The organism is Devosia sp. CN2-171, assembly GCF_049354815.1.
GTDB lineage: Bacteria > Pseudomonadota > Alphaproteobacteria > Rhizobiales > Devosiaceae > Devosia_A.
Genome location: NZ_CP186479.1, coordinates 859,686 through 878,938, shown reverse-complemented (window position 1 = coordinate 878,938; position 19,253 = coordinate 859,686). Strand labels below are relative to the sequence as shown.

Here is a 19,253-nt window from a genome sequence, read left to right as displayed (position 1 = left end):
ACTATCTCTTTTTCCCGGCGTGCTTTCGATAGGCGCCCGCCTTGCCTCGTGGCGTAGATGGTCCTTTGCGGCCGCGCTTGCCAGATGACGGAACGCCGCGGCTCCCTTCACTCAGGAGTTCGAAGCGCAGCGCGCCGGCAACGGGGGCCGCTTCGAGCAGCCGAACCTCAACATCGTCGCCGATGCGGAAGGTCTCGCCTGTCTGGTCGCCGACCATGGCCTGCATCTCTTCGACGTAGCGATAGTAGTCGGCGCCCAGGGTCGATGCCGGGATGAACCCGTCGGCCCCGGTATCCTTGAGACGCACGAACAAGCCGGAGCGGGTGACGCCCGAGATTCGCCCCTCGAACTTGGCGTTGATGTGCGCGGCGAGGAACTGGGCCAGCAGCCGGTCGATGGTCTCGCGCTCGGCCAGCATGGCCCGGCGCTCGGTCGAGGAAATGTGCTGGGCGATCCCCGGTAGCCTGGCGATCTCGCTGTCGGTGAGCCCGTCCTTGCCGAGATCGAGCGCGGTGATGAGCGCCCTATGCACGATCAGGTCGGCATAGCGCCGGATCGGCGAGGTGAAGTGGGCGTAGCGATCGAGGTTCAGGCCGAAATGGCCGTAGTTCTCGGCCGCGTACTCGGCCTGCGCCTGGGTGCGGAGGACGATCTCCGAGACCTGCTGAATCTTGCCGTCCGAGCGGGCCTTGTCGAGGATGCGATTGAAGTCCGACGGGCGGACCGCATCGGATTTCGGTGCCGGCAGCGCGAGCGACGAGAGGAAGTCGCGCAGCGCGACGAGCTTCTCCTGGCTCGGTACGTCGTGCACCCGGTAGAGCAGGGCGCTTTTGTGCTTTTCTAGCGTCTCCGCAGCCGCGACGTTGGCGGCGATCATCATCTCTTCGATGAGCCGGTGGGCGTCGAGCCGCTCCGGAACCTTCACGTCGACGACCATCCCCGATTTGTCGAGGATGATCTTGCGCTCGGGCAGGTCGAGATCGAGCGGGCCGCGGGCGTCGCGGGCGTTGGCCATGACACCGTAGGCAGCCCAGAGCGGGCGCAGGATGGTGTCGAGGATCGGGCCGGTCTTGTCGTCCGGCTTGCCGTCGATCGCCGCCTGGGCCTGCTGGTAGTTGAGCTTGGCAGCCGAGCGGAACAGCACGCGATGGAAACTGTGGCTGCGCTTCCGGCCGTTCTGGTCGAACACCATGCGGACCGCGAGCGACGGCCGGTTCTCGCCCTCGCGCAGTGAGCAGAGGTCGTTGGAGATGCGCTCGGGCAGCATCGGCACGACCCGGTCGGGGAAGTACACCGAGTTGCCGCGGATATATGCCTCGCGGTCGAGCGCAGTGCCCGGACGGACATAGGCCGCGACATCGGCGATGGCGACATAGACGATGTGGCCGCCGACGTTCTTCGGATCGGTGTCCGGCTCGGCATAGACCGCGTCGTCGTGGTCCTTGGCATCGAACGGATCGATGGTGACGAGCGGGATGTGCCGCCAGTCCTCGCGCCCCTTAAGCGCCACCTCCTTGGCCTCCTCGGCTTCCTTGGTGACGGAAGCGGGGAAGCGGTAGGGGATGTCGAGGTTGTGGATAGCGATCATTGAGACCGCGCCCTCGGTCTGCGGGTTGCCGATGACGTTGGTGACCTGCGCCTTGGGGATCATCAGCCGGCCGGCGAACTTCACTTCGACCTCGACGAGGTCGCCGTCACGGGCGTTGCCGAGATTGGCACCGTCGATGCGCATTTCCTTCTGCTTGCGGTCGACCGGCACGAGCCGGGCGCCACCCTCATCGAGACGCACGATGCCGATCTGGCCGCGCCGCGGCTTGTCGAGGATCTTCATCGCCCGGGCGGTGTAGTTGGGCAACTCGCCCTTGCCGGGATCGATGCGGGCGAGAATGCGGTCACCCGGCGCCGGGGCGACGCGGGCATCCCGGGGCTGGCGGATCGTGACGCGCGGACGTGCACCTTCCTCGTCGTTCCACTGGGCCGGGAAGGCGTGGAGATCGTCGGGATCGGCGTCGGCCGGGATATCGAGGACGGTTACCGCCGGCAGCGCCGCCGTGGGGCGAATCTGCTTGCGGCTGCGGGCGATAAAGCCATCGCCTTCCATTTCCTTGAGCAGCACCTTGAACGGGGTGCGCATGTCGCCGTGGATGCCGAAGTGGCGCGCGAGATCGCGCTTGCCGTCGAGGGTCGGATTCTCGGCCATCGCCTGCAGGATGGCCTCACGGGAGGGGAGCGTGCCCACGAGAAACTCCCGTGGGGCTTTTGTCTTGTTCTGTAGTTTTGGCGCTCTGGCCATTGTGTCTTTCTTTTAGGCGGGATTCTCCGCCTTCGATTTCGCTGCGGCCTTTGGCTTTGCTGCCTTGGCCGCCGGTTTGGTTGTCGTCTTCTTAACCGCCGCCTTCTTCGCTGGAGCCTTTTTAGCACCAGCGGTACGCGACGAGGATTTCTTGCCGCCCGAAGAGCCTCCCTTGGCGGCGATGAGCTCGAGTGCCTTCTCGACGGTCACGTCTTCTGGCTTGAGCTCCTTGGGCAGTGTAGCGTTCACTTTGCCCTGATTCACGTAGGGGCCATAGCGGCCCGCGCGAACCGTGATCGGCCCATCGGCGTGCTCGAACGTCTGGATCGCTGCCGGTGCGGCCCGATTGCCGCGTCCACCGCCTGCGGCCTTCTGTGCGATGAGGTCCACCGCCCGGTTGAGGCCGACCGTGAACACTTCCTCGACATCGGGAAGGTTGGCGTAGGTGCCGTCGTGGAGGACGAACGGTCCGTAACGCCCTATGCCGGCGCTGATCGGCTTGCCCGTCTCCGGGTGGTTGCCGACTTCGCGGGGGAGGGAGAGCAGTTGCAGGGCCTTCTCGAGCGTAAGGCTATCCTGCGCCCAGCCCTTGGGCAGCGACGAGCGCTTCGGCTCGGCGCCGTCGCCCAGCTGCACATATGGGCCGAACCGACCGGACTTCAAGGCAACCTCGAGCCCACTCTCGGGATCGGTGCCGATGATGCCGTCGCCGGCACCCGCATCACCGGCTCCGCCGGTCGCGGCATCGCTGAGCTGCATGGTGTAGCGGCACTCGGGATAGTTCGAGCAGCCGATGAACGCGCCGAACTTGCCGAGTTTCAGCGACAGCTGGCCTTCGCCGCAATTGGGGCAGCGGCGCGGATCGGAGCCATCGGCCTTGGCCGGGAAGATGTGATCGGCCAGCATCTCGTTGAGGGCGTCGAGTACCTCGGAGACGCGGAGATCCTTGATCTCCTCGACCTGGTGCTGGAAGTCCTTCCAGAAGTCGCGCAGCACGTCCTTGTAGGCAAGCTTGCCGTCCGAGATCAGGTCGAGCTGCTCCTCGAGGCTGGCGGTGAAACCATACTCGACATAGCGGTTGAAGAAGCTCTCGAGGAAGGCGGTGACGATGCGACCGCGATCCTCGGGGATCAGCTGCCGCTTCTCCAGCCGGACATAGTTGCGGTCCTGCAGCACCGACATCGTGGCCGCATAGGTGGAGGGACGGCCGATGCCGAGCTCTTCCATCTTCTTGATAAGGCTCGCCTCGGAATAGCGCGGCGGGGGCTGGGTGAAGTGCTGCTCGATCAGCGCTTCCTCGAGCTTGGGCCGGTCGCCGACGTTCAGCGGCGGAAGTTCGCGGCTGTCCTCATCGTCCTCGGCATCATCAGTGCGATCTTCCTTGGCCTGCACGCCATAGAGCGCGAGGAATCCGGGGAAGGTGACGACGGAGCCGACGGCACGCAACGCGATGTCGCGGCTGGTGGCGAACACGGAGATATCGGCGGTTGTCCGTTCGATCTCGGCCGATCGCATCTGGCTCGCGAGGGTGCGCTTCCAGATCAGCTCGTAGAGCCGGTGACGATCAGGGTCGCCGCGCAGTGCGTCCGGATGCTTGAACATGTCGGTGGGGCGGATGGCCTCGTGGGCCTCCTGCGCGTTCTTGGCTTTGGTCTGGTAGATGCGGGCCTTCTCGGGCACGTAATCCGAGCCGAATTCTTTGACGATAGCGCGCCGCGCCTGGTCGATCGCCTCGGGCGCCATCTGCACGCCGTCGGTTCGCATGTAGGTGATGATGCCGTCCTCGTAGAGCCGCTGCGCGACCTGCATCGTGCGGCTGGGCGAAAAGCCGAGGCGCGACGAGGCGTCCTGCTGCAGGCTCGAGGTGGTGAACGGCGCGTACGGGTTACGCTTGGTCGGCTTCCTGTCAACGGCGGTGACGGAGAAGGTCCCCGCGGCGATGGCGGCCCTCAGCACTTCAGCATCGGCGGCGGTGCCGACGTCGAGCTTGTCGGTCTTCTTGCCGTCCACCGAATAGAGGCGCGCCTCAAAGGACTTGCCCTTCTCGCTGAGGCGGGCGCCGATGGACCAGTATTCCTGCGCCTTGAACTTCTCGATCTCGCGTTCGCGGTCCGAAATGATGCGGAGAGCGACGGACTGCACGCGCCCGGCGGAACGGGAGCCCGGAAGCTTGCGCCACAGCACCGGGGAGAGGGTGAAGCCGACGAGGTAGTCGAGCGCACGGCGAGCGAGATAGGCATCCACCAGCGGCTCGTCGATGGCACGCGGATGCAGCATCGCCTCGGTGATAGCGGCCTTGGTAATGGCATTGAACACAACGCGGCTGACCGGCTTGTCCTTGATCAGCTTCTTCTGCCTGAGCACGTCGAGCACGTGCCAGCTGATCGCCTCGCCTTCGCGATCCGGGTCGGTCGCAAGGATCAGTTCATCGGCGTTCTTGAGCGCGTTCCCGATATCCGAAAGCCGCTTCTTGGAGGCGGTATCAACCTCCCAGGTCATGGCGAAGTCATCGTCCGGCAACACCGAGCCATCCTTGGCCGGCAGGTCGCGGACATGGCCAAAGCTCGCCAGAACCTCATAGTCCTTGCCGAGATAATTGTTGATTGTCTTGGCCTTAGCCGGACTTTCAACGATGACGAGCTTCATCGGACAACGCTTTCGGGAGTGGCTTGCAAACGCGGCGCAACATGGTGAACCGCCTAGGGGCTGTCAACCGTGCCAAATCCTCCTGCGGCCATTCCCCTTCGGGGAAGATTTCGGTGCGATAGCCTCGCCGTTAACCGGGGCCTGCTATGGCTGACGCCGTCTGGGAGCTCGCGGAATGCGCACGATCAAGGCGCTCATCATCTTCTTTGTCGCACTGGTGGCGTTCATCCGCTATGCGCCAGAGGACGGCCGCAATCCGCAGCATATCACCCGCACCGCCTTGGCGATCTCGATCACCGAGGGCCGCCTCGACATCGACCGCTTCGCGCCGCTGACGGTCGACAAGGCGGAGCATGACGGCCACTTCTACGCTGACAAGCCGCCGGGTCTGTCGCTGCTGGCCGTGCCGGCCGTAGCGCTGGCGCGGCAGGTGATGGCGGCGGGCGGCAATGACAACCCGGACGATATCGTCGTGTTCGTGCGTTACGTAACGGTGGCGACGGCAAGCACGGTGAGCCTGCTGGCGGCGTTGGCGGCCGCCGTGCTGTACCTTTTCACCCGGCGGCTCGGTGTGAGCGATGCGGCGGCCCTGTTCGGCTCGGCGGCGTTGGCGCTGGGGACGCCTTTCTTCGGCTGGTCGGCAACGTTCTTCGCCCACGCCGCAACCGGCAGCCTGCTGTTGTTCGCCGTGGCGATCATAGGATGGGTCGATCGGCCCTCGGTCTGGCGCCCGGCAGTCGCGGGGCTTGTGCTGGGATATCTCATGGTCATCGACCTGACCGCTGCGCCCGCCGCGGTGCTGGTCGGCGTGTGGGCCGTGCTGCGCGCTCCGACCCGCGGGCAGACGTTCAGTGCGTTGGTCATTGGCGGCGCCATCGGCATCGCACCGCTGCTCATCTACAACGGGCTGGCATTCGGTTCGCCATTCCGGCTGGGCTATGCGCAGGTCGTCGGCTTCGAAGGGATGAAGTCCGGACTGTTCGGCGTGTCGGTGCCGAATCCGGTCGTGCTGGGCGAGCTCCTGTTCGGCCATTTCCGCGGGCTGCTGCCGATGGCGCCGGTGCTGGTGCTGGTGCCATTCGGCCTGCTGGCTATGTGGCGGGCCGATCTGCGTGGCCTGACGATCGTGGTTGCCGGCACGATCCTCAGCTACCTGCTGATCAACTCCGGCTATCACTACTGGGATGGCGGCTCATCCACCGGGCCGCGCCACCTGGTAGCGATGCTGCCGCTGGCCGCGGTCGCACTGGCCTTCACCTGGCCTGCCGGGGTGTGGCAGCGCGTTGTCGTCCTGGCGCTGCTCGCCGTGAGCCTTGTGCTGTCGCTGATTGCGGCGAGCACGGAGATGTTCGCCAATGCCGGCTTTGCCAACCCGCTGATCGACGTGCTGCTGCCGGAGTTCCTGACCCCCGCCGGGCTAGCGAATGCTGCGCCTGTGCTGCTGCACTGGGTGGCGTTCGCCGCGCTGCTGTTGCTTAGGGATCGATCAGGGCCGGAGCGCCACGAGCTGGCCGCTTGACCATTCGATCCGGCCGTCGAGGTCGAGCTCCAGCAACAGGGTCTGGACGCGGCCGATGCCGATGCCGGTGGTCTTGATCACGTCGTCGACCGGCACCGGCGTGACGCTCAATGCCTCGATGAGGCGCGAACGCTCGTCGGTCGAGGGCGGCGCGGCGTCGAACACTTCTGCATCGGGCAGCCAGTCCGGTTCTAGCAAGCTGGTGCGGGACGGGTCGGCTTCGCGCAGGGTCTCGATGATGTCGGCCGCGCCGGTGATGAGCTTGGCGCCCTGCTGGATCAGGGCATTGCCGCCCTCGGCGCGCGGATCGAGCGGTGAGCCGGGGACGGCGAAGACCTCGCGGTTCTGTTCGAGGGCAAGGCGCGCGGTGATCAGCGAACCGGAGCGCTTGGCGGCTTCGACGACGACCGTGCCGAGCGACAGACCCGATACAAGCCGGTTACGCCTCGGGAAGTCGCGGGCCCGAGGCTCCCAGCCAAGCGGCATCTCCGATAGAAGGGCACCGCCGTTGGCAACGATTTCGCGGGCGAGCGGGAGGTTCTCGCTCGGATAGATCTGGTCGAGGCCGCCGGCGAGGACTGCCACCGTGCCTGTATGGAGCGAGGCGGCGTGGGCTGCGCTGTCGATGCCCCGGGCCAGGCCGGAGACGACGGTGTAGCGAGCGTCGCCGAGATCGGCGGCGAGCATGCGGGCAAACTTCTGCCCGGCCGTGGAGGCGTTGCGGGCGCCGACGATGGCGACGGTGCGGCGCCACTCGAGGTTGTCACCTCCAGCGATCGTCACCATCGGCGGGGCGCCGGAGATGTAACGGAGGAGCGGCGGATAGTCCGGTTCGCCGGAGCCGACCAGCCGGCCGCCGAGCTTTGCCGTCCGCGCGATCTCTTCTTCGGCTTCGGCGAGCGATGGGATACGGGCAGGCGTGCCGATGCGGCGAAGCAGGCCGGGCAGGGCCTCGAGCGCCGCCTCGGCCGAGCCCTCGCGATTGATCATCTGACGGAAGGTCTGCGGCCCGACATTGTCGGTCCGGATGAGCCGGAGCCACGCAGTGCGTTGCGACGGCGTCAGTTCGATGCCGTCACGCGCCATGGAATCAGCCGGCCTTCTTCTCGGAGCCGATCTTAGGTTCGGTGCCGTTCCACAGGCGCCGGATGTTTTCCCAGTGCTTGAAGTAGAGCACGAAGCTCAGCAGCGCGCAGGCGGCAGCGAAGGTGTAGCCCTGGGTGTCCGACCCCGCGAGGGAGTAGGCGAAGATCGGTGCGGTGGCGGCGGCGGTGAGGGCCGCGAGCGACGAGAAGCGACGGGCGACAGCGATCAGCAGCCAGACCCCGCAGAAGATCAGGCCGACGACCCAATTCCAGGCGAGCAGCACGCCGATATAGGTGGCGACGCCCTTGCCGCCCTTGAACCCCAGCCACACCGGGAAGACATGGCCGAAGAAGGCAGCGATGCCTGCGCCGTAGATGATGAAATCGGCGGCGAGGGGCGACTCGGCCCCGGGCGCCAAGAAGTAGCGCGCGATCAGCACCGCGGCGGCGCCCTTGCCGGCGTCGAGAATGAGCGTCGCTGCGGCGAGCCAGCGGTTGCCGGTGCGCAAGACGTTGGTGGCGCCGATATTGCCCGAGCCGACGGCGCGAATGTCGATGCCGACGGCCCGCGTCAGCAACAGGCCGAACGGGATGGAACCGAGGATGTAGCCGATGACGGCTGCGATCAGGAAATTCATGCGGTGGCGCCCTCCCGGGTCGCAACATGGCTGAAGACCGGCTTGCCCGCAACGAAGCTGTGCATCACCGCGCCCTGCATGCGTGCCCCTTCGAAGGCGGTGTTGCGGGAGCGGGAGCGAAGCTCGCTATCTTTCACCACCCACGGGAATTCCAGATCGAGGATGATGATGTCGCCAGGGGCACCGACAGCGAGGCGGCCGGAAGCGAGGCCAAGGATTTCGGCCGGCCGGCTGGTCATGGCGCGCAGGATCGTCAGCAGCGGTACGTCGCCGGAGTGGACGAGGCGGAGCGCCGCGGCGAGCAGAGTCTCGAGCCCAACGGCGCCATCGGAGGCTTCGGCGAAGGGCTGGCGCTTCACCTCGCTGTCCTGCGGGTCGTGAGCCGAATGGATGGTGTCAATGGCGCCGGACTTGAGGCCCTCGATCACGGCCCGCCGGTCGTCCTCGGAACGGAGCGGCGGCGAGAGCTTGAAGAAGGTGCGGTAGGGCGCGACGTCGTTTTCGTTAAGCGCCAGATTGTTGATGGAGATGCCGGCCGAGACAGTGCCGCTGCGACGTTTGGCGGTGGCGAGGAGTTCGACCGCTGCGCCGGTCGATACCTGCGCGGCGTGGTAGCGCACACCGGTGAGGGCAGCGAGTTGCAGGTCGCGGGCAAGGGGGATGGTCTCGGCCTCGATGGGAATACCCTTGAGGCCGGAGACGGTGGCAAGCGTGCCCTCGTTCATCACCCCTTCGCCGACCAGGGAATAGTCCGCGACATGGTGGATCACCGGCATGTCGAAGTTCGCCGCGTAGGTGAATGCGGCGCGGAGCAGGGCGGCAGACTGGATCGAGTGGCGGCCGTCGGTCAGAGCGACGGCGCCCGTTTCCTTGAGCAGGCCGAACTCGGTGATCTCCTCGCCCCTGAGACCTCGGGTGATCGCGGCGGCCGGGAGGATGTTGACCGAAGCGGTGGCGCCGGCGCGGCGCAGGAGGAAGTCGACCAAGGCGCCATCGTCGATGACCGGCATGGTGTCGGGCATCAGCACGAAGCTGGTGACGCCACCGGCAGCGGCGGCCTCGGCGGCGCTCTGCAGCGTCTCGCGATACTCGTGACCGGGCTCGCCGGTGAAAACGCGCATGTCGATGAGGCCCGGCGCGACGATCAGCCCCTTGGCGTCATAGACCTGGGCACCGTCGGGCACGCCCTGTGGGGCGCCGTTGGTGATGCCGGCGATCTTGCCGTCCTCGACGAGGATAGCGCCAGCTGAGTCGCGATCGCTCGCGGGGTCGACGATGCGGGCGTTGGAGATGACGACGGGCTTGCTCATGCGTCGACCTCGCGGTCGGCGAGGAGGGTATCGAGCACGGCCATGCGGACGGCGACGCCCATCTCGACCTGCTCGTTGATCACCGAACGCGGCCCGTCGGCGATGGCCGGATCGATCTCGACGCCGCGGTTCATCGGGCCCGGATGCATGACGATGGCGTCGGGCTTGGCATAGCTGAGCTTCTCGGCGTCGAGGCCGTAGAAGTGGTAGTACTCGCGGATCGACGGGATCATCCGGCCGCTGGCGCGCTCGTGCTGCAGGCGGAGCATCATCACCACGTCGGCGCCTTCGAGGCCCTTGCGCATGTCGGTGTAAACCTCGGAGGTCAGCGCCTCGATGCCGCGGGGGATGAGGGTCCGGGGCGCGACGACGCGGGTGCGGACCTGCATGGCGCCGAGCAACAACAGGTTCGAGCGGGCCACGCGCGAATTGGCGATATCGCCGCAGATGGCGACGGTGAGGCCCGCGAGATAGCCCTTGTGCTGGCGGATCGTCAGTGCGTCGAGCAGCGCCTGCGTCGGGTGCTCATGCGCACCGTCGCCGGCATTGATCACAGAGCAGCCGACCTTCTGGCTGAGGAGTTCGACCGCGCCGGAGGCGGCATGGCGGACGATGATGACGTCCGGGCGCATGGCATTGAGCGTCGCGGCAGTGTCGATCAGCGTCTCGCCCTTGGCCACCGACGAGGTTTTCACCGACATGTTGGTGACCTGGGCGCCAAGGCGCTTGCCGGCGATCTCGAAACTCGACTGCGTACGGGTCGAGTTCTCGAAGAACAGGTTGATCTGGGTCTTGCCCGAGAGGCTGGGGAGGATCTTCCGGGGCTGGCGCGAGATCGGGATCATCGCCTCGGCGCGATCGAGCAGTTCGACGATTTCGTACTGGTTCAGCTGGCTGATGCCGAGCAGATGCCGATGGCGGAATGGGGGTCTTGATGGCGATCCTAGGGCCGGCTGGCCCGGGGTGACCGATGCTGGCGAGGAAGTAGCCATGCCGCTCCGTTCCGAATGTTCGCGGGGGTCTACCCCGTAGGGGCAAGACTCGCAAGCGGCCGAAGGGATTATCCCCGCCGGAGCCGCTCCAGTGCGCCCTGCAGGATGTAGCTCGCCGCAAGCTTGTCGACGACCTCGGCCCGCTTGTCGCGACGCACATCGGCCTCGATCAGCGTACGGGTGACGGCGGAGGTAGAGAGGCGCTCGTCCCAGAAGACGATGGGGATCGAGACCTTGGTCGCGAGGTTGCGGGCAAAGGCGCGGGTGGACTGGACGCGTGGGCCTTCCGAGCCATCCATGTTGAGCGGCAGCCCGAGGACGAAGCCAACCGCGTCATTTTCGGCAATCAGCTCGATCAGCCGTGCCGAGTCCTGGGTGAACTTGGTGCGCTTGATGGTTTCGAGCGGGGTGGCGGAGTAGCGCATGCCGTCGGAGATCGCGACGCCGATGGTCTTGGTCCCGAGATCGAGGCCGAGCAGTTTGCCCGTGGGAGGGAGGGCGGAAAGGGGATTGTTGTCCGGGTCGGTCAAGCGATGCCCTTTGCAGAAAGCTCGGTTCTGGCTACCTGTGCCACTTCAAAGAGGCAAGCGATGAAACTCACCTGGTTCGGCGGCACGACGATCCGCATTCATATCGGCGGCAGTATACTCGTCTGTGATCCCGCGGGGATTGGCGGGGTGGATCCGGATGAGCTGGTGTCCGGGGCGGACCGGGTATTCTCGATGGGCGAGCTCGACAGGGTCGATGCGGCGACATGGCAGCCGGGGCGGGCTGGGTCGATGCTGGATGAGGTCGGCGAGGTTTCCGTTCATGGCATCGAGGGGGGCGCGATTGTTGCGGCACCGGGCGAGCCGCCGCTGGTGCTGACGACGGCGACGCCGCCAAGGCTTGGTCGGTGGGGCAGGGATTCGGTGGTTGTCGCGTTTGGCGATGTGGCCGATCAGCTGGCGGCCGATGTGCTCGACGCGGTTGGACCGAAATTGATCGCGGTGGCCGCGCCGGAAAGGGTTGTCGACAAGACTTTCTCGGCCCTGCGGAATCGCCTCAACGGGACCGGCCTGACCTCGCTCGAAGTCGGATTGGCACTGGAAATTTGATGGCGACCATCAAGGCTTTTCGTTTTGCGTTGCGCCGCGGCGTTGCTAGAACGCGCAAAATCGTGACTTTCGGAGTGCCCAATGTCTGTTGATGCCGCCACCGTGAAGCGTATTGGCCGCCTTGCCCGCATCCGCATCGAGGAGGGCGAAGTCGAGACCTACCAGAACGAGCTCAACACCATTCTCGGATTCGTCGAGCAACTGGGCGAAGTGGACGTGACCGGTGTCGAGCCGATGACCTCGGTGATGCCGATGAAGCTGCGACTGCGCGAGGACAAAGTGACCGACGGCGGCTACCCCGAGAAGATCGTCGCCAATTCACCGCTGAGCGAAGACAACTTCTTCATGGTCCCGAAGGTCGTCGAGTAAGCTGTCATGGCTATCACGATCGCCATTGAAACGCCGCTGCAGGACGACGTTCGCCAGTTGGTGAGCGAGTTGAACGACCACCTGCTGCCGCTCTCGCCCATCGAATTCCAGTTCAAGATGACGGTCGAGCAGATGGCAGGCGCCGACACCACGCTGTTCGTAGCGCGCAACGAGGCCGGTGAGGCCGTGGGGTGCGGGGCGCTCAAGGTGATTTCTGCCGGCGAGGGCGAAGTGAAGCGGATGTACACCAGACCGTCCGTGCGCGGTCAGCGAGTCGGCTCGGCCCTGCTCGAAGCAATCACCGAGCTAGCGCGGCAGAAGGGGATCGGCCATCTGCTGCTCGAGACCGGTACCGGCGACGGCATGGCCGAGGCTCATCGCCTCTATACCCGCAGCGGCTTCACACCCCGCGGGCCGTTCCTCGACTACCCGGACAGCGAGTGGTCGGCCTTCTTTGAAAAGCGGCTCGATCAGCCTGCCGTCGCCTGAGGTTGCGGGAAACGCCGCACCTCTGTAGGAACGGCGGTCGATATTCCCGCGTCATTCCCGCGAGCTTGCCTTGTCCGATCTTACCCGCCTAACCCTTGCTGCTGCCCGTGACGGGCTGAAGCGCAAGGATTTTACTTCCAGCGAACTTACCGGCGCCTATCTCAAGGCGATCGAGGTCGCCAATCCCAAGCTCAACGCCTACGTGGCGGTGACCGGGGAACAGGCTCAGGCGCAGGCCAAGGCCAGCGACCTCAAGCTGGCAGCCGGTCAGGGTGGCGCGCTCGAGGGTATCCCGCTGGGCATCAAGGACCTGTTCGGCACCAAGGGCGTGCACACCCAGGCGGCGAGCCACATCCTCGATGGTTTCAAGCCCGAGTACGAGTCGACGGTGACGTCGAATCTCTGGCGCGATGGCGCAGTGATGCTGGGCAAGCTCAATATGGACGAGTTCGCCATGGGCTCGTCGAACGAGACTTCCTACTACGGCCCGGTGATCAACCCCTGGCGCGCCTCGAACTCGAATGCGCTGCTGGTGCCGGGTGGCTCGTCTGGTGGCTCGGCTGCGGCCGTTTCGGCGTGGCTCTGCGCCGCGGCGACCGCGACCGATACCGGCGGCTCGATCCGCCAGCCGGCGGCGCTGACTGGCACGGTTGGGATCAAGCCGACTTACGGCCGCTGCTCGCGCTGGGGCATCGTCGCTTTCGCATCCTCGCTGGATCAAGCTGGGCCGATCGCTCGCACCGTTGAGGATGCAGCGATAATGATGACCTCGATGTCCGGGTTCGACCCCAAGGACTCGACCTCGGTGGAGCTGGCAGTGCCGGACTTTGCCGCAGCCGTCGAACGCGGCGTGAAGGGCCTCGTGATTGGCATTCCGCGCGAGTATCGCATGGACGGCATGCCAGCGGAGATCGAGGCTCTCTGGCAGCACGGTATCGAATGGCTCAAGGCCGAGGGCGCGACGGTTCGCGATATCTCGCTGCCGCACACCAAGTATGCCCTGCCGGCCTATTATATCGTGGCGCCGGCTGAGGCGTCGTCGAACCTCGCCCGCTATGACGGCGTGAAGTACGGGCTGCGCGATACCGGCAAGGACATCACCGACCTCTACGAGCTGACCCGCGCCGATGGTTTCGGCCGCGAGGTGAAGCGCCGCATCATGATCGGCACCTATGTGCTGTCGGCTGGCTACTACGACGCCTACTACGTGCAGGCCCAGAAGGTCCGTACCCTGATCAAGCGCGACTTCGAGATCGTCTTCAACGACGGCGTCGACGCCATCCTGACGCCGGCAACGCCCTCCGCAGCCTTCGGTATTGGCGACGAGGACATGAAGGCCGATCCGGTGAAGATGTATCTCAACGACGTGTTCACGGTGACCGTGAACATGGCCGGCCTGCCGGGAATCGCGGTGCCGGCGGGCAAGGACGGGGCGGGGCTGCCGCTCGGCCTGCAGCTCATCGGCAAGCCGTTCGACGAGGAAACCCTGTTCGCTGCCGGTCGCGTCATCGAGCGTTCGGCGAGCATCGATTTCAGCCCCGACAAGTGGTGGTGATAACCACGGAACGTCAAAACCGCTTGAAGACTAGCGGTTTCGGCACTATTTGCCGCGCATGCGCAAATTGAGACTTGTCGATCTGCCGGTCCGCCCGGTGGTTTCGTATCAGAGGATTGGCTCCATGGCCGACGTTTTCACGACCCTCGACTGGTCGGCTCCGCCCAAGGACCTGTCCAAGCCGCTGCAGGCCCTGTGGTGGATGAAGAAGGGTGAACTGCGCGTCGGTCCCGAGTGGGAAGAGGCGCATCGCATCGTCCAGGCCATGGAAGGCACCTTCGAGTTCGACTGGGTGCACGCCCTGCTGCACTGGATCGAAGCCGACATGGGCAATGCCGACTACTGGTATCGCCAGGCCGGTCGCAAGCGCGCCACCGCCAGCGTCTCCTCCGAGTGGGAGCACATCGCCCGCGAACTGAGCGGCATGACGCAGCACTAGAAGCCCGACTGGCTCGCGCCATCGGGATTTGCTGCAGTATTGCCGCATCCGAGGATGCGGCATGGGCGGGACTTCGTCCCTGTGGCGGTCGTCCGCCAAACTGTACAAAGGTTGGGACTCTCGCCCCGCCCATTGCGAACGGTCTTTTGGCCTGCCGGCACCACGAAGCGATGCAGGAACCGACTGACCCTGACGAGGACGCCCCCCGCTAGCCCGAACCCCCACCGCGACGCCGCGGAGCGCCTCGCATCGGTGGGATGGGGGGAGAATACGGCCGGTGCGGAGGTAGGGGGATTAGTTTTGCATAATGCGCAATGTCATGCCGGCGCAGGCCGGCATCCATCACAAGATACCTCAGCCTCCTCAGTAGGTTGCGGCATCTCATGACAGCCCCCGGGCCTTCGCCGGGGCGACACCGTGGTTGGGCGGCGAGCACCCCCTACCGGTTGTCCACCTCCGCCCGTACCAGCTCCAGGCCGCGTCGCGTGATGCGGTAGGGGCGGCTGTCACTGGAGGCTATGGCCTTCTTGTTCTTGAGTTTTTTGAACATGCCGAGGGTGCAGGGCATGAGCCAGCCGTCACGGCTGAAGAGCTCGATGCCGGTGATCTTGCCGTTCTCGGATTTGAGTGCGTGAATAGCGCCGCCCTGCGCGAGGGCGTGCAGCACCCGCTGTTCTTCGCGGGAAATATCCATGGAATGTCAGTGCCTTGGGGATGCGTCGAAGCGAGCCGCCGCCAGCATCTCGCTTGGCAGCTGCCTGGTTCAGACCCCGAGCCAGCTCACTGATTGCATCGTGCAATCAGGCGGTCGGGGGTGTTACGCAATCTCCGGCAGGCTAGACATACGACGTTCTCCGTCAGTGCAGCTGTCCCAATGACGCGGCGCCGATGAACAGGTCATGAATAGCGACTGAACGCCGTGGGTGCCAAGCCCCCGGTTGCAAACGCCGGCGTGGCGGTGCAAACCAGCAACTCTCACCTCTGTTTCGTTCTCTTGCCGAGTGCCTCCCGTGACCAAGACCCCCGCCGAATGCCAGAGCAAGGAAGACGTGCGTGCCGAGATCGACCGCATCGATCAGGGGCTGCTCTCGCTGCTGGCCGAGCGCCACGCCTATGTGACGCGCATGGCCGAGATCAAGACCGATCCGCACGAGGCCTATGACCCGACCCGCATCGAAGCGATCATTTCCAAGCAGCGCAAGCGCGCCGAGGAACTGGAGCTCGACGAGGACCAAGCCGAGTTGATCTGGCGCACGCTGATCAACTGGAATGTGAACTACGAAAAGGGCATTATCGCTGCCCGCAAGCGCCACGGCTGAGTTAGGCTGGCGGCGTACCGGAGCCAACGAGATCGATAGAGATGACGTCGTCCGAGATCATCGTCAGGAAGGCAGTGGCAAGCGAAGCCGAGAGGCTGGCCGATTTGGCGCTGCTCGCCTGGGAGCGCGACCTGCGCCCGTTCCTCTCGGGTGAGGCGGCGAGCCGGCAGAGCGAGAAGCACCGCCTCGGCAACGCCGTGCACGAGCTGCTGGACCGCACGATCGTCGCCGAGATCGACGGCAAGCCGGTCGGCTGGTGCGCCCGGGCCCGCAGCCGGGCCTACATCCCGTACCTGTTCGTAACGCCGTCGCTGCAGAACCAGGGCATCGGCAAGCTGCTGCTGCGCCGGATGGAGTCGCTGCTCGAACTCGAGGGTAACGACCGGGTGCAGCTCGACACGCTCAGCGACAACGTGCGGGCAGTGAATTTCTACCAGCATCAGGGCTACAGGATCCTGGTGCTGAAGCGCGAGGGGCCACAATCGAGCGATGCGCATTTGAGCGTGCGGCTCGAAAAACGCCTCTCCCCATACCGCGGCTCGCTGGCCGACGAAGAAGAAGAATAGGAACGCCCACTTGACCCTCATCGATACCAGGACCCCCAACCCCAAGAGCTTCATCAAGGGTGCGAGAGGGGATTGGGAGATTGTTATCGGCATGGAAGTGCATGCCCAGGTGACGTCTGAGAGCAAGCTGTTCTCAGGCTCCTCGACCGAGTTCGGCTCGCCGCCGAATGCGAACGTGTCGTTTGTCGATGCGGCGATGCCAGGCATGCTGCCGGTGATCAATGCCGAGTGCGTGCGGCAGGCCGTGCGCACGGGACTGGGGCTCAAGGCCAAGATCAACAAGCGGTCGATCTTCGACCGCAAGAACTACTTCTATCCGGACCTGCCGCAGGGCTACCAGATCAGCCAGTTCAAGGACCCGATCGTGGGCGAGGGCTCGGTATTCCTCGACATGGGCGGCGATGAGCATATCGAGATCGGCATCGAGCGGCTTCACCTCGAGCAGGACGCCGGCAAGTCGATCCACGACCAGCATCCGAACATGAGCTTCGTCGACCTGAACCGGTCGGGCGTGGCGCTTATGGAAATCGTTTCGAAGCCGGACCTCCGCAACTCGGACGAGGCCAAGGCGTACCTGAGCAAGCTGCGGACGATCCTGCGCTACCTCGGCACCTGTGACGGCAATATGGAAGAAGGCTCCATGCGTGCCGACATCAACGTGTCCGTGCGGAAGCCCGGCGGTGAGTTCGGCACGCGCTGCGAGATCAAGAACGTCAACTCGATCCGCTTCGCCGGCCAGGCCATCGAGTTCGAGGCGCGCCGCCAGATCGACATCCTCGAGGATGGTGGCAAGATCGACCAGGAGACGCGGCTCTACGACCCCAAGACTGGCGAAACGCGCTCGATGCGTTCCAAGGAAGAGGCGCACGACTATCGCTACTTCCCCGATCCGGACCTCTTGCCGCTGGAGTTCGATCAGGCTTTCATCGACGAGCTGGCCCAGCACCTGCCGGAGCTGCCGGACGACAAGCAGGCGCGTTTCATCAAGGAGTACGGCGTGACGCCGTACGACGCGATGGTGCTGACGCTCGAGCGGGAGTCGGCGGATTACTACGAAGCGGCGGTGAAGTTCGGCGGAGCCAAGCGCGACGGCAAGGCTGTGGCCAACCTCGTCAACGGCGACATCGCGGCGTTCGCCAACAGCCAGGGGCTGAGCGTCTTCGAAACGCAAATCAAGCCGGGCCAGATCGCCGGGATCGTCGACCTTGTTGCGGCCGGCACGATCTCGTCAAAGGGCGCCAAGGACGTGCTGCAGATCATCATCGCCGAGGAACCCGAGGGCGACCCGGCCGATATCGTCGAGCGTCGCGGCCTGAAGCAGGTGACCGACCTCGGCGCCATCGAGGCGGTGATCGATGAGATCATCGCCGCCAATCCGGGGCAGGTCGCAGCCGTGAAGGCGAAGCCGACCGTGCTCGGCTGGTTCGTCGGGCAGGCGATGAAGGCGAGCGGCGGCAAGGCCAACCCGCAGGCGCTGAATGAGCTGCTGAAGAAGAAGCTCGGGATCGAGTAGTTGGCGTTGCTCAGAGCGATACTCGCTGCATTCGTACGTGATTAGATCGGCTGGAGAGTAGTGTGGATCTCGACCAAGTAAGGACACGGATGGAGCAGTTCGCCAGCGAGATTCGCGAGATGAAACTGCTGCCTGCCAAGAAGCCAGTTGTCTTCAGGGACAAGGGCGGTCTGATAATGAAGGGCGTCCGCTTCGAGAAGGACTGGTACGTAACCTACACCACGTTGGCCAATCACTCGGCCACGTTGGCGGTTCTCCAGCCCACCGCTGACGAGAACAGCGCTTATGTCATTGTCCGACGGCGAAAGCCTGACGGGCGGAGAATGCCGGACGCCACGCTTGATCAACTGCCGTTGGCTCAGTTTGACCAAGCCGCCCAGTATTTTATGTCGTTGGTGGCTTTGATCGGAAACCGAGATATCGTCCACCTCGACCGTTACCCCGGCGATGAGGATGAGTAGCGGCCTTCAAGCGGCGTGCTGAACAATACCAAGAAGCGCCGGGACGCGTTCGCCATTGGCGGGTTGGTACTGCGGCTCGCCATGCTGGTGTCAGAAAATAAGAGGGCCCGACCAGGAGGTGGAAACTCCGGACGGGCCCAAACCAACGGGCGGCGAAGCCCGTCAGCAGCTGTCACATAGGCGTCATAGACGCGGATGGCAAGGGTAGAGTTGCTCACCTGCCCGCTGAAGCATCCCACTAGGTCCCCGCTTTCGCGGGGATGACGGCGGTGGGTGCGGCGGGGCGAAGGGCGCGAGGCGGGCGAGCATCGCGCTCTGTTACTTCCCAACCGCCATTTCCGCGCGAACGTCCGGATCCTCGTCGAGGAAGCTCGCCTCGGCGGTGGCGCCGACGGCGTCGAAATAGCGGCTCATGAAGTTGCGGTAGGACGCGGCCAGCGCGATGTCCGCGATGTTGAGATCGGTGAAGCCGACGGCACGGAGCCGGGCGATGTTCGCTTCGGTGATCTTGCTCGCATCCTTCGTGATCTGCTCGGCATAGGCGAGCATCTCGACCTGCTGCTCGGTGAGCCCGGCGTTGCGGTAGTCGCGATGGACGGCGAGTACCTGCTCGCGGCCGATCATGTTGGAGAGGCTGCGGAAATAGACGTGCGAGCAGTAGCTCGAGGGCACGTGCTTGGCAGCGATGAAGGTGATCAGTCGGAAGTTGAGTAGCCCGAGGGAGAATTCGTTCCGCATCTGATGCAGCAGGCGCTCGACAGGCAGGAGCATGTCCGGCCGGGCCGACCAGCAGCGGGTGGCCTCCATCACCGTGCCCATCGATTGGCGCTCGGCCGCGAACAGCTCGGCGACCTCGCCGATGGCTTCGTCGTCCGAAATGGTCTTGAGGTACATTTGCGGCCACATCTCCACTTCAATGACGCCACACTGCCCTGCGACGGTGCCGGTGTGAAGTGAGGCAG

Annotated in this window: 19 protein-coding genes; 10 read left to right on the top strand and 9 right to left on the bottom strand. The window is 65.0% G+C overall.

The genetic code is table 11. From position 1 onward, the window contains the following. Nucleotide 1 precedes the first annotated feature (1 nt). Nucleotides 2-2,293, bottom strand: coding sequence for a ribonuclease R (gene rnr / locus ACOYW5_RS04470; protein WP_423068056.1), 2,292 nt, complete (start codon nt 2,291-2,293; stop codon nt 2-4). 12 nt (nt 2,294-2,305) lie between these two features. After that, complete coding sequence (gene topA / locus ACOYW5_RS04465; RefSeq protein ID WP_423068055.1) at nt 2,306-4,939, bottom strand: type I DNA topoisomerase; 2,634 nt, start codon at nt 4,937-4,939, stop codon at nt 2,306-2,308. A 175-nt stretch (nt 4,940-5,114) separates the two neighbouring features. On the opposite strand from topA, the gene ACOYW5_RS04460 reads away from it, so the two are divergent. After that, a complete protein-coding gene (locus tag ACOYW5_RS04460) occupies nt 5,115-6,458 on the top strand; it encodes a hypothetical protein (protein ID WP_423068054.1) in 1,344 nt (447 codons plus the stop codon). On the opposite strand, the gene dprA is transcribed toward ACOYW5_RS04460, so the two are convergent. From dprA to ruvX, 5 genes are all read right to left on the bottom strand, one after another. After that, a complete protein-coding gene (gene dprA / locus ACOYW5_RS04455) occupies nt 6,426-7,544 on the bottom strand; it encodes a DNA-processing protein DprA (protein ID WP_423068053.1) in 1,119 nt (372 codons plus the stop codon). The genes ACOYW5_RS04460 and dprA overlap by 33 nt on opposite strands. Before the next feature lie 4 nt (nt 7,545-7,548). Further along, the gene (plsY, locus tag ACOYW5_RS04450) at nt 7,549-8,181 is read right to left on the bottom strand and encodes a glycerol-3-phosphate 1-O-acyltransferase PlsY (RefSeq protein WP_423068052.1); all 633 of its coding nucleotides are present in this window, start codon (nt 8,179-8,181) and stop codon (nt 7,549-7,551) included. Continuing rightward, nucleotides 8,178-9,491, bottom strand: a complete 1,314-nt coding sequence (pyrC, locus tag ACOYW5_RS04445) for a dihydroorotase (RefSeq protein ID WP_423068051.1) — start codon at nt 9,489-9,491, stop codon at nt 8,178-8,180. The genes plsY and pyrC overlap by 4 nt, the downstream gene beginning before the upstream one ends. Beyond that, a complete protein-coding gene (locus tag ACOYW5_RS04440; protein WP_423068050.1) occupies nt 9,488-10,483 on the bottom strand; it encodes an aspartate carbamoyltransferase catalytic subunit in 996 nt (331 codons plus the stop codon). The genes pyrC and ACOYW5_RS04440 overlap by 4 nt, the downstream gene beginning before the upstream one ends. Before the next feature lie 68 nt (nt 10,484-10,551). After that, nucleotides 10,552-11,013, bottom strand: coding sequence for a Holliday junction resolvase RuvX (gene ruvX / locus ACOYW5_RS04435; protein WP_423068049.1), 462 nt, complete (start codon nt 11,011-11,013; stop codon nt 10,552-10,554). Nucleotides 11,014-11,073: 60 nt separating this feature from the next. Here ruvX and ACOYW5_RS04430 point away from each other — a divergent pair, with 60 nt between their 5' ends. The 5 genes from ACOYW5_RS04430 to ACOYW5_RS04410 all read left to right on the top strand — a co-directional run bounded on the left by ACOYW5_RS04430 (nt 11,074) and on the right by ACOYW5_RS04410 (nt 14,432). Next, nucleotides 11,074-11,580, top strand: a complete 507-nt coding sequence (locus ACOYW5_RS04430) for a hypothetical protein (RefSeq protein WP_423068048.1) — start codon at nt 11,074-11,076, stop codon at nt 11,578-11,580. A gap of 81 nt (nt 11,581-11,661) precedes the next feature. Next, nucleotides 11,662-11,949 carry an Asp-tRNA(Asn)/Glu-tRNA(Gln) amidotransferase subunit GatC gene (gatC, locus tag ACOYW5_RS04425; protein ID WP_423068047.1) on the top strand — a complete coding sequence of 96 codons (288 nt, stop codon included), beginning with the start codon at nt 11,662-11,664 and terminating at the stop codon, nt 11,947-11,949. Between the two features lie 6 nt (nt 11,950-11,955). Next, a complete protein-coding gene (locus ACOYW5_RS04420; protein ID WP_423068046.1) occupies nt 11,956-12,438 on the top strand; it encodes a GNAT family N-acetyltransferase in 483 nt (160 codons plus the stop codon). Between the two features lie 70 nt (nt 12,439-12,508). Next, nucleotides 12,509-13,993 carry an Asp-tRNA(Asn)/Glu-tRNA(Gln) amidotransferase subunit GatA gene (gene gatA / locus ACOYW5_RS04415; RefSeq protein ID WP_423068045.1) on the top strand — a complete coding sequence of 495 codons (1,485 nt, stop codon included), beginning with the start codon at nt 12,509-12,511 and terminating at the stop codon, nt 13,991-13,993. Nucleotides 13,994-14,117: 124 nt separating this feature from the next. Next, nucleotides 14,118-14,432 carry a hypothetical protein gene (locus ACOYW5_RS04410; RefSeq protein ID WP_423068044.1) on the top strand — a complete coding sequence of 105 codons (315 nt, stop codon included), beginning with the start codon at nt 14,118-14,120 and terminating at the stop codon, nt 14,430-14,432. 439 nt (nt 14,433-14,871) lie between these two features. Here the strand turns inward: ACOYW5_RS04410 and ACOYW5_RS04405 are convergent, their stop codons facing one another. Next, on the bottom strand, nt 14,872-15,126 hold the full coding sequence (locus ACOYW5_RS04405; protein ID WP_423068043.1) for a YjhX family toxin: 255 nt from the start codon (nt 15,124-15,126) through the stop codon (nt 14,872-14,874). Between the two features lie 316 nt (nt 15,127-15,442). Here ACOYW5_RS04405 and ACOYW5_RS04400 point away from each other — a divergent pair, with 316 nt between their 5' ends. The 4 genes from ACOYW5_RS04400 (at nt 15,443) to ACOYW5_RS04385 (ending at nt 18,291) form a co-directional block, all read left to right on the top strand. Beyond that, entirely contained in the window at nt 15,443-15,751 is a 309-nt protein-coding gene (locus ACOYW5_RS04400; RefSeq protein WP_423068042.1) for a chorismate mutase, read from the top strand. A 41-nt stretch (nt 15,752-15,792) separates the two neighbouring features. Beyond that, complete coding sequence (locus tag ACOYW5_RS04395) at nt 15,793-16,317, top strand: GNAT family N-acetyltransferase (RefSeq protein ID WP_423068041.1); 525 nt, start codon at nt 15,793-15,795, stop codon at nt 16,315-16,317. Between the two features lie 10 nt (nt 16,318-16,327). Then, nucleotides 16,328-17,830, top strand: a complete 1,503-nt coding sequence (gene gatB, locus ACOYW5_RS04390) for an Asp-tRNA(Asn)/Glu-tRNA(Gln) amidotransferase subunit GatB (RefSeq protein WP_423068040.1) — start codon at nt 16,328-16,330, stop codon at nt 17,828-17,830. Nucleotides 17,831-17,892: 62 nt separating this feature from the next. Continuing rightward, nucleotides 17,893-18,291 (top strand): hypothetical protein, encoded by a 399-nt coding sequence (locus ACOYW5_RS04385; RefSeq protein ID WP_423068039.1) that lies wholly within the window; start codon nt 17,893-17,895, stop codon nt 18,289-18,291. A 318-nt stretch (nt 18,292-18,609) separates the two neighbouring features. On the opposite strand, the gene ACOYW5_RS04380 is transcribed toward ACOYW5_RS04385, so the two are convergent. Next, entirely contained in the window at nt 18,610-19,185 is a 576-nt protein-coding gene (locus tag ACOYW5_RS04380; RefSeq protein ID WP_423068038.1) for an alkylhydroperoxidase, read from the bottom strand. Nucleotides 19,186-19,253 lie beyond the last annotated feature (68 nt).